We start from the raw sequence: 15,292 nt of genomic DNA on the forward strand, positions 1-15,292 counted from the left end.
TACTTTCAACAGGTTCACTATATGACGCACGCTGATGTATTTATGGCCCACGCATTGCGACTGGCAGAACAGGGATTGTTCACCAGTGCACCAAATCCAGCCATCGGTTGTGTCATCGTCAAAGATGGTTTGATTATTGGCGAAGGGCATACACAATCGCCTGGCGGCAATCATGCTGAAGTTGAAGCGCTTAACGATGCGCGTTCCAAAGGGCATGATGTGCAGGGTGCAACCGCTTATGTGACTCTTGAACCTTGTAGTCACTTCGGGCGCACACCGCCTTGCGCGGACGCATTGGTGAGCGCTGGCCTGGCAAAAGTGGTGGCAGCAATGGCCGATCCTAATCCTTTGGTTGCCGGTAAGGGTTTTGAACGACTCAGGGCTGCAGGAATTGTCGTAGAAACTGACGTTCTGGCAGAACAGGCACGGGAGCTGAACATTGGTTTTTTCTCTCGTATGCAGAGTGGGAAGCCATGGGTCAGACTCAAGGTCGCCGCGAGTCTGGACGGTAGAACGGCGCTCTATAATGGACAAAGTCAGTGGATTACCTCTTCTCAAGCACGTGACGACGGGCATCTCTGGCGCGCCCGCGCTGGTGTAATTTTGACCGGAATCGGGACGGTAAAGCAAGATGATCCGCAACTGACCGTGCGGGCCATTTCGGTGGTACGGCAACCATTGCGTGTCATCATCGACAGCAAACTGGGTATTGACCCGAAAGCGCGCATTTTAAGCGGTGAGCCGACATTAATTTTCTCCGCCGTCGGCAATACCGAAAAGGAAGCACTTCTTCAAGAAAGAGGGGCAGAAGTCGTTGTGATCCCCAACGCGCAAGGCAAAGTCGACTTGCCACAAGTCATTTTGGCGCTGGGCAAACGCCAAATTAATGAAATACACGTCGAAGCGGGTGCTAAGTTAAATGCGTCATTAATCAGGGAAGGATGCGTCGACGAACTACTTGTTTACCTTGCACCGACGATTTTGGGGGATGCACGGGGTATGTTTGATCTTCCTGGTCTAGATAACTTGCAGGATAAATTTTTGTTGAAATTTTACGAGATCAAGCAAATAGGCGAGGATTTGCGTATCCTTGCCAGATTCACTTAACTTTTTATTCCTCCACTTATGTTTACAGGCATCGTCGCAGCAGTCGGCAAAATTACTTCAGTACACACACAGGGCGACGGCCCGGAAGACGGCGTTCGGCTGGACATTGATGCAGCAGATTTGCCGATGGGCGATGTCGCACTTGGCGATTCGATTTCACTGAACGGTGCCTGCATGACCGTGACAGGAAAATCCGCCACCACTTTCAGCGTTGATGTCTCGCGAGAAAGTCTCAATTGCACCGTTGGTCTGGATGCTGTGGGCGAGGTTAATCTGGAGAAAGCATTAACATTGGCAGAACGTTTGGGAGGACATTTAGTGTCCGGTCACGTCGATGGACTGGGTTTGGTGACGAAGTTTGAGCCAGTCGGCGAATCGTGGGAACTGGTTATACAAGCCTCGCGTGATCTCGCGAAATACTTCGCTTACAAGGGCTCGATCGTGGTCAACGGTGTATCGCTCACGGTCAATCGAATTGAAGATACAGCGGACGCGTGTCTGTTTTCGATTAACCTGATTCCGCACACAATTCAAGTCACGACATTACGACATTTGGCGGTCGGTAAACGGGTTAATCTGGAGGTTGATCTGATTGCCCGATATGTCGAGCGAATGTTGTCCGTATCCAATTCGACGCATAACCCAGCACCGAATTGAAGCTGAATTGAAGTTGCGGAATTGAAGGTGATTTAAGGCTGAAATGTAAAGCTGAAATTTGCCACGGTTCACTTGCAATACTTCATCGACATGAGGTCCACTACTACATTTATGATCCACTCCATTTCTTTGAGTGTTGTGGGTTGAATAAATGTAGTTTGTCTAAATACTTACTGCACGAAACCCAAGATCGATACCCCCGCTAATGTATAAGATTCACAATACGTGGAGGTGGATCACATTGTCGACAATTCAAATAAGATTGGTGCCGATATGATGCGTGGAAAACGTGAATTGCGCTCTAATCCTGTCGCGGTTTTTTCCGTCAATCAGCAATCTCATTAAAGCTTTATCGTTTCAAGAAAAAATCTCGTGTTACCGATAGTGCGGCCTCGACCGCTTCTTTGGACGCGTCCAAATGGGTAACCCAGCGTTGCTGGGTCGCGGTGTATGCCGATGTCACGCCGATGCCGTGCAAGGCCAAATGGGTCGAAAACGGCACTGCAATATCCGCAGCGACATTGACGAAGACCATATTGGTATCCGGCATGGCTACCGTCAGTCCCGAGAAACTTGATAGACCGGTGGCAAGAAGTGTAGCGTTGGCGTGATCCTCGATTAACCGCTCCACGTTGTGTTCCAGAGCATACAAGCCCGCCGCCGCGATAATGCCCGCCTGCCGCATTCCACCGCCAAGCATTTTCCTCAATCGTCGCGCCTTGGCAATAAACGGAGCAGAACCTACCAGCACGGAACCGATCGGCGCGCCCAGTCCTTTTGACAGGCAGACCGAGATGGAGTCGAACGGCGTTGCTAGTGATGCTACAGAAACGCGCAGCATTACAGCTGCATTAAACAAACGTGCTCCGTCCAGATGACAAGCAAGCCCATGACGTCGCGCCAAGGCCGTGGCAGCATTGACGTAGGCCACGGGCAAAACCTTCCCGCCGGTGGTGTTTTCCAGAGCAAGAAGTCGCGTCCGTGCGAAGTGCGAATCGTCCGGCTTGATCGCCTCTTCAATTTCCGCAAGGAGCATCGTACCGTCTGACTGATTGTTCAAGGGTTGAGGTTGAATACTTCCCAACACCGCCGCACCACCTGCTTCCCAACGGTAGCAATGTGCTTTCTGACCGACGATATACTCATCTCCGCGCTCGCAGTGGGACATCAGCGCGATGAGGTTGGCTTGCGTACCTGATGGTAGAAACAACGCAGCTTCTTTGTCTAGCATCTCTGCGGTAGCGCTTTCAAGTCGATTGACTGTCGGATCGTCACCAAATACGTCATCACCGACTTCTGCAGCGGCCATAACAGCGCGCATTGAAGGGCTGGGCCGAGTGACAGTATCGCTTCTGAAATCATGTCGGATTACGGTGCTCATCGGATCTCCTTGAAAAGAGTCCATATCTTGACACTCCGATCACCGCAAATCAATACGCAAAAGCAGAATTTTTCACGTCAACGCCGACAAGGGCTTTGGCTTTTTGCAGCTAAATTTTAGCTAGCTTGGCTCGGATAACAGCAAATAAATCCCGCAATCTCATCGCATTCACAAAAAGAATTTTCTCTTTAGCTGGAACAAGATTGAAAAAAAATAATACTTTTGGCAACGGAATAATCAAGGAGGCGCCATTCTTAACGTGGAAAGTATTTGACGATTCCTTCAAGGAGCATACGAAAATCGCCGAACAGCGTACCTATTTCAACTGTAATGATGAACAGGGTTGCCTGAAAGGCGGCAGGATAACGATTTAACACCAGACTGCAGCGCGGCCCATATAGTTTTATCACGCTTGCACGGTTGCTCAACACCACACATCCGAATCCTAAAAGTCCACCAGCCAAAATATCAGTAGGGTAATGCAAACCGAGATAAATACGTGGCAGGGCAATAAAGATAAAAACATATAGATAAAGCATAAAACCGGTCAACCTCGAAATGAGGAAAATACCACTGGCGAGACCAAAAAACAAAGTGGCATGATCGCTAGGGAAGGAGCTCCATATATATAAAGCCTGACTGTCCGCTGCCGGTAACCCGATATGTTCAGGATAGGCGAGTGCCAAATTGGCGAAGGGGCGCGGTTGAAATGGCCCGATATTGTTGGCAATTCTGGCAATGAAAACGGCCACGACGCAGCCGAGCAGACTCGCGATAATACTTTGACGTGTGTTGGATGTTGAGTCGCTATCCCTGAACCAAAAGTACCAAAGCATCCCCATGATAGGAACGCCTTTGAATAGATTTGAGCCGGCAATAAAGTGAATAATTTGATTGAAAGGCGCCGACATTGATGTGAATTGGCCCAGCCAATGCATCACAGCAAGATTCACATAATTATTCCACATGATATCCACTCCATCTATGATCAGACTGTTTTGCTATCTGGCCCCTTTTTTAACTTGAACGCTTTCCTGTTTTTCTTGGATTTTTGGTCAGTATCTGCAGCCTACAGCTTAGTAATGACTGTAATTGATGTGACGATTACTACGCTATTTTGTGCATCGAATAGCACAAGAAAAGTGAGCTATCCTGATGAAAATCAGGATAGCTCTTCACATTCTATTTTGGTCTCGCCTTAAGTGAGATGCGGCACTTGCGGAACGGGGTCACATTTTATTACTGTATGCATTCATGTTAATGAATTGAATACGATTGTGAATTCTTCATGTCGTTCTGATGGCTGATGGCTGCCAGGGGTTTATTTAGCCCGCTTTGGCACAAGCGCCTGGAACTTCGATGCCGCTATCGTTTTCAAAATAGTCTGTCACTTGATGCGTCAGCTAAAGGGTACAACGCTACGATACAGTTTGTTACATGCCTTACGACTTCAGCATGGAAGGATGGCGAATTTTTAGGTTAAATGAGGTTGTGCCTTACCTCATTTAATTCATTTGGAATAATCATGAAAAAAGCCTTACGCATTGCAGCAATTAGCTTACTAGCTACTGCTAGTTTGCTTTGGTCCGCAACACCGGCGATCGCGCGAACACAAGTCGATTGGTCGGTCAATGTAGGTGTGCCTGGCCCAGAATATTATCCGCCGCCACCGCCTGTATATTACGCGCCACCGCCACCTGTTTATTACGCGCCGCGCCCTGTGTATGTTCAACCGCCGCCAGTATACGTTGAGTCGTATCCCCGTCCTTATTATCGGAACCCCGGCTATTATCGCCATGGCTACGGATGGCGTGAACGGGAGTGGCGCGAGCACGAATGGCGCAGAGGATATGATCGTTAATTTGAAAAAAATATAGCCGAAATTGCACAAATTTCGGCTATTTTAATTTTCGCAAAAATACAACTACGATCCATATAACTGTATGTATACACAGTAGTTATGGTAAGGTATTAGCTCCTGTAACGCGTCGGTGCTAATAAAATGAACAATACATCTATCACTTCGGGCTCCCGATTTGGCGTAGAGTCCACGCCTTACTCAATCTTGTTGCGGCTTGGTAAGCGCGAGCTGTTTATCTGTCGCGATTATTACAAACGCCTGTATAGAAGCAATCTGATAATGGAGTGTACGGCGGGCGTCCAGCCAGGCCATCTTCAGATACTGCTATTTCGGCGATGGTTGCTTATCATGTCTCGAGGCTATTGATCGGACGTGTTGATAGCCCGTTTCGAGCAATCGCATTTAGCAACATTAGATGCCTCTTAGCCGCATCGTCTTGCTTTGTGCGTTTTCGACCTCAACGTGCATCCAAGTCGCGTTATGATGCGTCACAGATAATAAGATGATGGAAACCGTATGGCGAAAATTGACGATATTGTAAAAAAGCAAAAAGAAGGCGCTAAATTTGTTATTTCCGGCGCTATGCTAGGCCTCGAACCTGAAGAATTCGATACCGTCGCCAAACTATGGGCGGAGGAATGTAATCACGGGTTTGTAGTTACCGGCGTACCGCATAGAAAATGTATTGATGGCGAATTTTTTATTGACAGGATTACAGTGATTAGAGCCGGATCACCCGATCAATAGTATGATTCTCACGCAAAACCGACCTATCGGCGTTGCGCTCTCCCAACCACTTACGCTGCCCGAAACTCCCAGATAAGCTTTGCAGGGAGAGTTTGCGTAAGCTCTTTAAGAGTTCAGCAGGGCCGCAAAATTGCTGCCTTCTTTATACTTAAGCAAGTGATGTAGTGTGTGTAGCGAACCCCAATTATTGGACGTATGGCTGTGATTTATAACCAGGATGTTGGATCGACAATTCCGATTGCCTGAAATGCGGGCTTGCAAAAAAGATAGCCTTGCATCAAATCGATCCCCGCATTATGCAGATAGTCGCGCTCAGCGATAGTTTCAATACCTTCTGCTAAAACGCGTACATCTAACGCAGCACAGATTGAAACAATACCATTGACGATAGCCTGTTTTGGCTTGCTGGTATCAATATCACGTACCAGCGCCATATCGATTTTTATAATATCCGGCTGATATTCAGCCAATAAACCTAGCCCAGCATAGCCCGCGCCAAAGTCGTCAATAGCGGTGCGAAAGCCAAAACGGCGGTATTCACGGAAGATATTCACCAGATGAGCACGATCATGTATTTGCTCACCCTCAGTTACTTCGAAGATAATTTGTTCAATTGGAAAATGATATCGTTGCGCTGCCTCGAAAGTGCTCCTGATGCACACGTCAGGGCGGTAGACGGCGTTGGGCAAAAAATTAATCGAGAGCAATTCATTCATCCCAAGCTCTGAAGCCCCGCGGATTGCCTTGACTCTGCAAGCCTGATCAAACCGATAGCGGTTGGCCTCCGTGACTTGCGAGAGTATAGAGAAGGCAGACTCCCCGTTCGGCCCTCGAACCAACGCTTCATGTGCGTAAATCGATCGTGTGTCGAGATTGACGATGGGCTGATAAGCAAACACAAAATCGAAGTCCAATTCCTTTAAATCTTTGCATTCCACGCATTTACCGCTCAATGCTGACGCGTTTGACTGGGTGACATGAATAGGTGACATTTGGCGTTTTTCTTATTAAGTATTAAATAACGAGCGTTGCCCTTTACTTGTATCACAATTTTTGTCCTGTCATTTTTCGTAACGCAAATGGGGAGGTTGCCTTCTGTTCGATGTTGTTAAATCAATACAAACCTGCTTTATTAATATTGGCTGGCTTCACTCGCCATCGAAGGTCATAGCGACGGCGGTGATACCAAGGCTTATTCTGGTCCAAATTTACCGAGGGAATCAGAAGCATCTAGCAGAAGAGCCCAATGACATTATTTACTATGCACTACTATTGGAGACCGTCGCAGCCTTGCGCCTGTCAAAGGCGATAAATATGAGCGCCATAACTAAGAATCCGATGAGTATACCGAGGCTATTTATCAGTACAGCACCATATCCGAGTGTAGTGACATCGATAAATGGATAGGCATAAACTCCTGATAGCGCTCCGTGAACCAATGCATAAACAAGGTATAAGATCGGATAGATCGCCCACGTCAGTGCGTCCCTCCACCGGAGTCCCGTCTTGGCTACATACAAGCACCAATAGATAACGAAACCAATCGGCACAACGACGTGAAGTAATTCGTCAGCGACGCGTGCCCATCCGGTTGGGTGCCAAAGCTGTCGCAATACCAGGTTATAGACGATCCCCACCAGCGCAATGCTGGGTGCGATACCGCCAAGAATAAAGGGGCTTGCCAGAAAATTCCACACTCTCGATTTTTTAATGCCATCTGTACGTTTACCGTGTACTAACGCAACCGCGGTGAAGGCACATGCCACGAGAATATTGGTGAGAATCGTGAAGAAGCTAAAAAACAAAATGAGCGCGTCTTGAAAGTGGCGGCCCTGTGACAATATCCGCCCGAGCGTTATAAAAAATTCAAGGCCTATTCCGATCCAACTGACTAAAGCCCCCACTACCGAATAGCGTACGTTCCATTGATGACGTGTCATTCCGTTTCCTTGAGGAATATTAATTGATCGATTGTGGCACGGGATAAGACGCTGACGATGGACATCATAGGCGTATTTGCTATCGATTGTGACTTTTTAAGAAATGAACTATGATTCATTTCATTGTAATTAATGCGACATTTCCCATGGTTTATCGACGTAGTGAACAGGTGGAAGCCCATCTTGCCCAAAATCGTGCGCGCATTCTGGCTGCTGCCCGGCGTCTGGTGAGCGAGGGCGGCTGGCAAGAGGGTCAAGTCGCCAGCGTGGCCGCCGCCGCCGGATTGGCCACTGGCACTGTATACCGCTACTTTTCATCTAAAGCCGAATTATTCGCAGAAGTGCTCGCCATTGTTAGTCAGCGTGAGGTGACTGTGATTGCTGAGATCATCAATGGAGATGGCAGTCCAACCGAGCGTTTGCAGTGTGCCGTGCGCACGTTTGTAAAGCGCGCCATGCGTAATCGCCGCCTGGCATTTGCACTGATTGCCGAACCCTGTGATCGTGAAATTGACGAGGCCCGTTTGGTATGGCGCTTTGCCATCGGGCAAGAAATTGTCGGGATCATAGAGGAGGGCCAGCGCAGTGGCGAATTTCGCAGCGGCTTGAGAGCAAACGTCGCTGCCGCCATTATCGTAGGCGGCTTTATGGAGGCACTGGTCGGTCCGCTATCACCTTTGTCGCCCCACCTTGACACAGAATCCCCGGTCGCTGTGGGTTTGGCCGACGAAATCGCCGTTATTTGCTGCGCGTCCGTTTGCACAGCCCATCCGACGACACACATATAAATTCGCCCCATGTCTACACAATAAAAATCATTACACCAAAGGAGAAGATGCGATGAATGCCCCGATTCATGATCAACTGGCGAGCCTCACCGATCGCTATGCAACGCATGAGGTACGCAATCAGGCCGCGCCATTAGAAGGGTTTAACGCTTTTCTAGGCGACGCCGTAGTGTCAGCCGCAATTGCCCGAGACGCGCCGTGGGCGGCTGCACGTTGCACAGAACTTGGCGCCGTCGCCGGTGATGCCGCGGTGCAGGAAGCAGCACGCCTCGCCAATAAATATTCGCCCGAATTACGCACACATGATCGATTCGGCAATCGTATCGACTGGGTTGAGTTCCATCCAGCCTGGCACCAACTGATGACGTTAGCCTGGCATCACGAGGTCCATTCACTCGCATGGACCGTTAAAGAACCTCACGGTCATTTTGCCCGCGCGGTGTTGTCGTTTTTGTGGAATCAGGTCGAGCAAGGGACAGGCTGTCCCACGGGCATGGCGTATGCCGCCTACGCAGGATTGGTGGCAGAACCGGCCTTGAAGCTCTGGGCCGAAAAAGCAACGGGCAATCAATACGATTTCGGTCGCAAAGAAGTGAGCCAGAAATCCAGCGTCGTCTTAGGCTACGCTATGACCGAAAAACAGGGCGGCTCCGATCTGCGAGAGACGCAAACCACCGCCGTCTTTTCGCATACCGAGGCCTATCATGGCGGGCAAGCCAGTTGGTATTCGCTGACTGGACACAAATGGTTTTGCTCCGTCCCGGTGGCAGATGGCTTCTTTACGCTCGCAAAAGTGAGCGGTAGCGTGACCTGCTTTTTTCTCCCGCGTACCTTGCCGGATGGCAGTTTCAACCGATTCTTCATCCAGCGCCTGAAAGACAAGTGTGGAAACCGCTCCAATGCATCGAGCGAAATCGAATATGCGGGATCGCTGGCGATTCTGGTGGGGCAAGAAGGCCACGGCATACGTGAGATTCTGTCCCATGCGCATTTGACCAGACTTGATTTTGCGGTGGGTTCCGCTGGGCTCATGCGTCAATCCCTCAATCTTGCGCTCAACCACACAACGACTCGACGTGGTTTCAAGCTACCGCTTGCCGAACAGCCAATGATGGCTAATGTACTGGCAGACATGGCGATCGAAGTAGAGTCAGCCACCCTGATGGCGTTGCGCGTGGCCCGTGCCACAGATCATCTCGATGACGACGAGCATGAACGTGCATTTGCCCGGATTGCGACACCGATGGCAAAATATTTCAATTGCTCGCGCGCGCCCGCAATTGCGTATGAAGCATTGCAATGTCATGGAGGAAATGGATTTATTGAAGAAAGCCCCATGGCGCGACTATATCGCGAAGCACCTCTCAATAGCGTCTGGGAAGGTACGGGCAATATGATGTGCATGGACGTGCGGCGAGCGATGATCAAGGACCGGACGACCAGAGATGCCTTTGTTGCAGAAATATCCAAGGCAAAAGGTGCGGATCGACGTTTTGACGTGTACATTGATCAGACTGCGCAATTGATGGATGCCGCATGCGAGAACGAGTATCTGGCTCGCCCCGCGACCGAGGCGATGGCAAGGGCTTTACAAGGTGCCGAGTTGATTCATCATTCAACCCAGGATACTTCGGATGCCTTTATATCGAGTCGGCTCTCGGGTTTGAGCGGCAGTTGGGGAAGTATGTTTGGGACTATGGGAATGGGGTCCGATATTGCGCAAGCACATCGGATCGTCCGCAGAGCGCGGGTGATACCTATTTAAAGTAGAGCGGTTTTGGTATTCGTTGGTGGCGTCTGTTTTTCGGGCTTTCAACCGCCGGAGGAGCAATCATTTAATCGGGCTGAACATCTGACAACAGAACAGATGGCGGCCGGGCACTTCGATTTGAGCGTAGTGTTGGTTGGTGTTGGCATCAATGGTAAGGGCTGATAAACCAATGCGGGTCAGGCTGGGTTGGAAAACCTATTCATACTTAACCTGCGTTATTCCTGAGCAATTGGTACTAGCGGCTTATCTCACAACGTTGAACTCGAAATGCTTTTTTTGGGAGACAAAAAGCATGAAGACGACAATAAAAAAACTTACACTGGCGGCTGTTCTGCTGGGCGCAAGCATCACATCCGCCTTCGCCCAGATCAGCAATAACGTCGTCAAGATCGGTATACTGACCGATCTTTCTGGCCTGTATTCAGACCTGTCGGGTCAGGGTTCAATCGTTGCTGCCAAAATGGCGATTGCTGACTTTGGTGGCACTGTTCTAGGCAAGCCTATCGAACTCATTAGTGCGGATAGTCAAAACAAGGCCGACGTCGCTGCACTCAAAGCACGCGAATGGATCGATGAGCAAAACGTCGATGTTTTGATGGATTTAGTGCCGACTAATGTGGCGTTAGCCGTCCTGGACGTGGCACAGAAAAAGAACAAAATTGCGATCGTGGTTGGCTCGGCATCAAGCACTATTACCAATGAAAAATGTACGTCGACTGGCATACATTGGATGTATGACACCTATTCCAGCTCAGTTGGGACCGGCAAAGCATTGGTCAAACGCGGTGCCGATAGCTGGTTCTTTTTAACTGCTGATTACGCCTTTGGCAAGTCGCTGGAAAAAGACGTGTCGGACGTTGTGATCGCTGGTGGCGGCAAAGTGCTGGGTTCTGTCAGGCATCCACTCAATTCCCGTGACTTCTCCTCTTTCCTGCTGCAGGCGCAAAGCTCTAAAGCAAAAGTGGTCGGCTTGGCGAATGCCGGTGGCGACACCGTCAACTCAGTCAAACAAGCGACTGAATTTGGTATTGCTGCCAAGGGCCAGATCGTCGCCCCTTTGCTGATGTTTATCAGCGACGTGCATGCGATGGGCCTCAATATCGCGCAGGGCATGTATCTCACGGAAGGCTTCTACTGGGATTACAACAAGGACAGCCGTGCCTGGTCCAAACGCTTCTTCGACGTTCAAAAACGCATGCCAACCATGGCGCAAGCCGGTATGTACTCAGCGGTCATGCATTACTTAAAATCAGTGAAAGCCGCAGGCACGGATGAAACCACCGCCGTACTGAAAAAAATGCATGAGTTGCCCATCGCTGACGTGGTGATACCAAAGGGAACGTTGCGAGAAGATGGTCGCGTGGTGCACGACATGTTACTGCTGCAAGTCAAAAAACCTGCCGAGTCGAAGACGCCTTGGGACTATTACAACGTGGTGGGAGTCGTTCCGGGTAACGAGGCATTCCGCCCTTTGTCACAATCGAGCTGCCCGCTGCTGAAAAAATGATATCGGTGTTATCGCCGAGATGATGGAGAAACCGTTCGCATCGGCAACCAACTGTACATCAGTTGATTGCCGATGCTTGCAATGGATCGGGGACTTCTAAATGGAAGTGCCCAACCGTCAAGCGTTACTTAAATGCGTTCAATGATCGCCGCAATACCTTGACCGCCACCGATACACATTGTGATCAAACCATAGCGTTTGTTCGTGCGGATCAATTCATACAAACATTTGATCGTGATGATTGCACCGCTTGCGCCCAGCGGATGACCAAGTGCAATGGCGCCGCCATTGACGTTGGTAATTGCCGGGTCCAGACCGAGACCTTTGCAGACGCCTAAAGATTGCGCAGCAAAAGCTTCGTTCGACTCAATGACATGCATGTCGTTCAAGTTAAGACCGGCACGTTTCAACGCTAATTGAACGGCTGGGATCGGGCCGGTTCCCATGATCGATGGATCAACACCGGCTACGGCGTAAGACACCAAACGGGCGAGTGGTGTCAGGCCAGCACGCTCAGCCGCACCCGCTTCCATGAGCACACAAGCAGCTGCGCCATCGTTAATGCCGGACGAATTACCGGCTGTGACAGTACCACCGTCTTTTTTGAACGCTGGCTTCAGTTTAGCCAATGATTCGATCGTGGTGTCGGCTTTTGGATATTCATCCGTGTCAAACAGAACAACACCCTTGCGTGTTTTCAGCTCAACCGGCACGATTTGCGAAGCAAAGTGACCGGCTGCAATCGCCGCCGTCGCACGCTTTTGGCTTTCAACAGCGAACGCATCTTGCTCTTCACGCGAGATGCTATATTTCTCTGCCACGTTTTCAGCAGTGATACCCATGTGACCGCCGCCAAAAGGATCGGATAAAGCACCAACCATCATATCGACCATTTTGATGTCACCCATACGTGCGCCAAAACGCGCCGCTTGGGTTGAATACATCGCCCGGCTCATATTTTCAACGCCACCACCAACAGCGATATCGGTCTCATTGAGTTGAATCGCGTTTGCCGCCGAAACAATCGCCTGAAGTCCAGAGCCGCATAGACGGTTAAGTGTCAACGCAGTAGATTCCTTGCTCATTCCGGCGTTGATACCCACCACGCGCGATACGTACATGTCACGGGTTTCAGTATGGATCACGTGACCGAACACGATTTGACCTGCTTGGGCTGGATCAACTTTGGCGCGGGCAAAAGCTTCCTTGACGGCAATGGCGCCTAGTTCACTTGGTGCAAGATCCTTCAACGAACCGCCGTAAGTACCGATTGCTGTACGCGCTGCGCCGACGATTACTACTTCTCTTGTGTTAGCCATAATGATTAGTCTCCGGAATGAAGTGTTAATGAAGTCAAACCGCGCCGGTAAAGAACGCTGGTTGATAGTTATCTGTCTACGCTTTTTGCTTTTGGTATGCACCTGATTTTACATCAAGTGCAGTGAGGTTATGTCAATGCGGGGTGCTAATAAGTCATGTTTTTGTTCTTGGTTTGATCACGGTAATGGCAAAAATGAGACCTCAAGCAACCTCTTAAATGATCGTTTGCCACGCTGATAGCAACGACTTAAACATGAGTATACCGGAGAGTAGCACTTTTTTGCATGCCCGGTATTGTTACCGGTGCTCTCAATCTTTCAGGAAGTGGCGCTTTAAAGCATGGCAAATCTCCAACGCAAGTTCCTCTTGTACGGCAATCAAGAGCGGTCCACAACGATCAAACTGCTCAGACCAAGCAATGCAACCCGGAGTATCTATTAGTCTTAACGCGGCACGTATAAAACCGTCTTGAAATCGAATACTTCCTTCCAGCCGATAGTGAATTTTCGGCGACATCGGCGCAGTGGTGTCGAGAAACGTATGCGACATGATTCTTGTGCCAAATATTTTAAATAATTGGAACGTCAGTTCCTCGGTAAATCCAGAGGTGAAAGCAGCACCTTGGGTACTGTCGGAAAGGTGCAGCATTGGTACCACGGTCAGCAAGGAGTCTGACTGAAAAATAGCGTCTGGGATTGAATGTTTGTGGATCAATGGCATATAACTACCAAGCGGGATAACGAACATCAGATCCGTGTGCACTCCCTCGGCCGCGTAATGCGTTTTCAGTTTTTCTCGTAACCGACCGATTTGAACGCGCACGATGGGATCATGATCAGTGCGATAGGTAGCCGGATCACGATCAAATACGCCAATCCCGATAGCATATTCACTGGTTTCCCGGACTTCACCGGATAAGGATTTTTCCACCAAAAAGCCTAGCAGGCGACTCGTTCTCTTCGCTTTGAAGAATGCTTTACTGGCTAATACAAGGTTGAGAGCTGACTGTACGTCGCTTGGTAAAAATACGTTATTTCTCTGAAGGCTCAGTTCGGCATCAGGCGGTAAAAGTGCGGCATTCAAATGTTCGAGAGAAAAGATGGGATCAGTTTTCATGTGAACCCGGTGAGCTTCTTTACTGATGTTGCTTGAGATGAGCGCAGTCTCCATATTTTTTTGGCGTTCAGAGGTTTAATTTCGCTACTGCGACTTGGGTCGAGCGGTTTAGTTTTTGTGCGGGAGAGTAATGATTAAAGATTGAATTATTGGTATTCGTGAAGATCCACCTGATTCCGTGCTGCTGTATCTATTCGACGCGGCAACTCTGTTATGAAAGCTTATCGTGCCAACAAAAGGGTGTCAGCAATACTATCAATTACTATATTTTCTGACATTTTGTTTGCAGACGGAATTATTATTGTGTTGCGTTGAATTTGGTATACGGTCGGTTCGAAGGGTTTGTTGCCTTTCGGAAGGCCGCAACAGACGGCTTGGTTTAGTCGCTCCAACAAAACCAAAAAGAACGTACTATCTCGCTACAAAAACCAAATAACCAACAAGGGACAAAATGAAGGCAATCACCAAGTCAACCATGATCGCGATTACGATGGCAATCTCATGCAACATGACCGCACAAGCGGCTAGCCGACTTCCGACAATTTCACCGGAGAAATACACCGACGAGCAAAAGCAAGCCGCGGACGCATTTCTTGCTTCCCGCAAGGTCCCGGTTTTTGGCCCCTTTGAGCCGTTGATGTATAGCCCGCAAGTCATGAGTCAGGCGCGGGCGATGGGGGATTATTTGCGGTATAACTCGGCCCTTGGCAACACACTGAGCGAATTCGTCATTTTGATCACTGCACGGGAGTGGGGCCAGGATTATGAATGGTATGTACATCATCCGATTGCGTTAAAAGCCGGTATCAAACCAGAAGTCGCTGATGCCATCGCTGATGGGCGCCGTCCAACCGGCATGACCGACGACGAGGAAATCGTCTACAATTTTTCGACCGAGCTGCACAAAAACAAACGTGTATCAGATACCACCTACAATCGGGCCGAAAAACGATTTGGCAGCAAAGGGATAGTCGACCTTACCGGTATCAATGCCTATTACACTTTATTGGCGATGCAACTCAATGTGGCGCAATATCAAATGCCCGCAAATGGAAAAAGACTGAGCCGCTTTCCAGAGTAATTTCTGTGCTTGACGT

The 15,292-nt window shown here is 49.3% G+C and carries 15 protein-coding genes; 9 read left to right on the top strand and 6 right to left on the bottom strand.

Annotation, left to right across the window (positions count from 1 at the left end; genetic code table 11):
* The first annotated feature begins 21 nt into the window (after positions 1 to 21).
* Together ribD and QN379_RS13490 are read left to right on the top strand one after the other, a co-directional pair.
* Complete coding sequence (gene ribD, locus QN379_RS13485; protein ID WP_322236885.1) at positions 22 to 1,107, top strand: bifunctional diaminohydroxyphosphoribosylaminopyrimidine deaminase/5-amino-6-(5-phosphoribosylamino)uracil reductase RibD; 1,086 nt, start codon at positions 22 to 24, stop codon at positions 1,105 to 1,107.
* 18 nt (positions 1,108 to 1,125) lie between these two features.
* A complete protein-coding gene (locus QN379_RS13490) occupies positions 1,126 to 1,764 on the top strand; it encodes a riboflavin synthase (RefSeq protein WP_322236887.1) in 639 nt (212 codons plus the stop codon).
* Between the two features lie 349 nt (positions 1,765 to 2,113).
* Here QN379_RS13490 and ltaE read toward each other — a convergent pair whose 3' ends face one another.
* Complete coding sequence (gene ltaE / locus QN379_RS13495; RefSeq protein WP_322236889.1) at positions 2,114 to 3,145, bottom strand: low-specificity L-threonine aldolase; 1,032 nt, start codon at positions 3,143 to 3,145, stop codon at positions 2,114 to 2,116.
* 254 nt (positions 3,146 to 3,399) lie between these two features.
* Positions 3,400 to 4,113: a phosphatase PAP2 family protein gene (locus QN379_RS13500; protein WP_323506851.1), complete on the bottom strand. Its 714-nt coding sequence runs from the start codon at positions 4,111 to 4,113 to the stop codon at positions 3,400 to 3,402.
* A gap of 557 nt (positions 4,114 to 4,670) precedes the next feature.
* Here QN379_RS13500 and QN379_RS13505 point away from each other — a divergent pair.
* Positions 4,671 to 5,006: a hypothetical protein gene (locus tag QN379_RS13505; RefSeq protein WP_322236893.1), complete on the top strand. Its 336-nt coding sequence runs from the start codon at positions 4,671 to 4,673 to the stop codon at positions 5,004 to 5,006.
* 516 nt (positions 5,007 to 5,522) lie between these two features.
* Positions 5,523 to 5,753, top strand: a complete 231-nt coding sequence (locus tag QN379_RS13510) for a hypothetical protein (protein WP_322236895.1) — start codon at positions 5,523 to 5,525, stop codon at positions 5,751 to 5,753.
* 206 nt (positions 5,754 to 5,959) lie between these two features.
* Here QN379_RS13510 and QN379_RS13515 read toward each other — a convergent pair whose 3' ends face one another.
* The gene (locus tag QN379_RS13515) at positions 5,960 to 6,745 is read right to left on the bottom strand and encodes an EAL domain-containing protein (RefSeq protein WP_322236897.1); all 786 of its coding nucleotides are present in this window, start codon (positions 6,743 to 6,745) and stop codon (positions 5,960 to 5,962) included.
* A 267-nt stretch (positions 6,746 to 7,012) separates the two neighbouring features.
* On the bottom strand, positions 7,013 to 7,693 hold the full coding sequence (locus QN379_RS13520; RefSeq protein ID WP_322236899.1) for a Pr6Pr family membrane protein: 681 nt from the start codon (positions 7,691 to 7,693) through the stop codon (positions 7,013 to 7,015).
* Positions 7,694 to 7,803: 110 nt separating this feature from the next.
* Here QN379_RS13520 and QN379_RS13525 point away from each other — a divergent pair, with 110 nt between their 5' ends.
* The 4 genes from QN379_RS13525 to QN379_RS13540 all read left to right on the top strand — a co-directional run bounded on the left by QN379_RS13525 (position 7,804) and on the right by QN379_RS13540 (position 11,759).
* Positions 7,804 to 8,481 carry a TetR/AcrR family transcriptional regulator gene (locus QN379_RS13525; RefSeq protein WP_323506852.1) on the top strand — a complete coding sequence of 226 codons (678 nt, stop codon included), beginning with the start codon at positions 7,804 to 7,806 and terminating at the stop codon, positions 8,479 to 8,481.
* A 52-nt stretch (positions 8,482 to 8,533) separates the two neighbouring features.
* Positions 8,534 to 10,246, top strand: a complete 1,713-nt coding sequence (locus tag QN379_RS13530; protein WP_323506853.1) for an acyl-CoA dehydrogenase family protein — start codon at positions 8,534 to 8,536, stop codon at positions 10,244 to 10,246.
* Positions 10,247 to 10,258: 12 nt separating this feature from the next.
* Positions 10,259 to 10,414: a hypothetical protein gene (locus QN379_RS13535; protein ID WP_323506854.1), complete on the top strand. Its 156-nt coding sequence runs from the start codon at positions 10,259 to 10,261 to the stop codon at positions 10,412 to 10,414.
* Between the two features lie 130 nt (positions 10,415 to 10,544).
* A complete protein-coding gene (locus QN379_RS13540; RefSeq protein WP_322236905.1) occupies positions 10,545 to 11,759 on the top strand; it encodes an ABC transporter substrate-binding protein in 1,215 nt (404 codons plus the stop codon).
* Positions 11,760 to 11,887: 128 nt separating this feature from the next.
* Here the strand turns inward: QN379_RS13540 and QN379_RS13545 are convergent, their stop codons facing one another.
* Positions 11,888 to 13,078: an acetyl-CoA C-acyltransferase family protein gene (locus QN379_RS13545; protein WP_322236907.1), complete on the bottom strand. Its 1,191-nt coding sequence runs from the start codon at positions 13,076 to 13,078 to the stop codon at positions 11,888 to 11,890.
* Positions 13,079 to 13,388: 310 nt separating this feature from the next.
* Positions 13,389 to 14,195: a hypothetical protein gene (locus QN379_RS13550; RefSeq protein WP_323506855.1), complete on the bottom strand. Its 807-nt coding sequence runs from the start codon at positions 14,193 to 14,195 to the stop codon at positions 13,389 to 13,391.
* 451 nt (positions 14,196 to 14,646) lie between these two features.
* Here QN379_RS13550 and QN379_RS13555 point away from each other — a divergent pair, with 451 nt between their 5' ends.
* The gene (locus tag QN379_RS13555) at positions 14,647 to 15,276 is read left to right on the top strand and encodes a carboxymuconolactone decarboxylase family protein (RefSeq protein WP_322236911.1); all 630 of its coding nucleotides are present in this window, start codon (positions 14,647 to 14,649) and stop codon (positions 15,274 to 15,276) included.
* Positions 15,277 to 15,292 lie beyond the last annotated feature (16 nt).

This window comes from Glaciimonas sp. Gout2 (assembly GCF_035018905.1).
In the GTDB taxonomy this organism is placed as follows: domain Bacteria; phylum Pseudomonadota; class Gammaproteobacteria; order Burkholderiales; family Burkholderiaceae_D; genus Glaciimonas.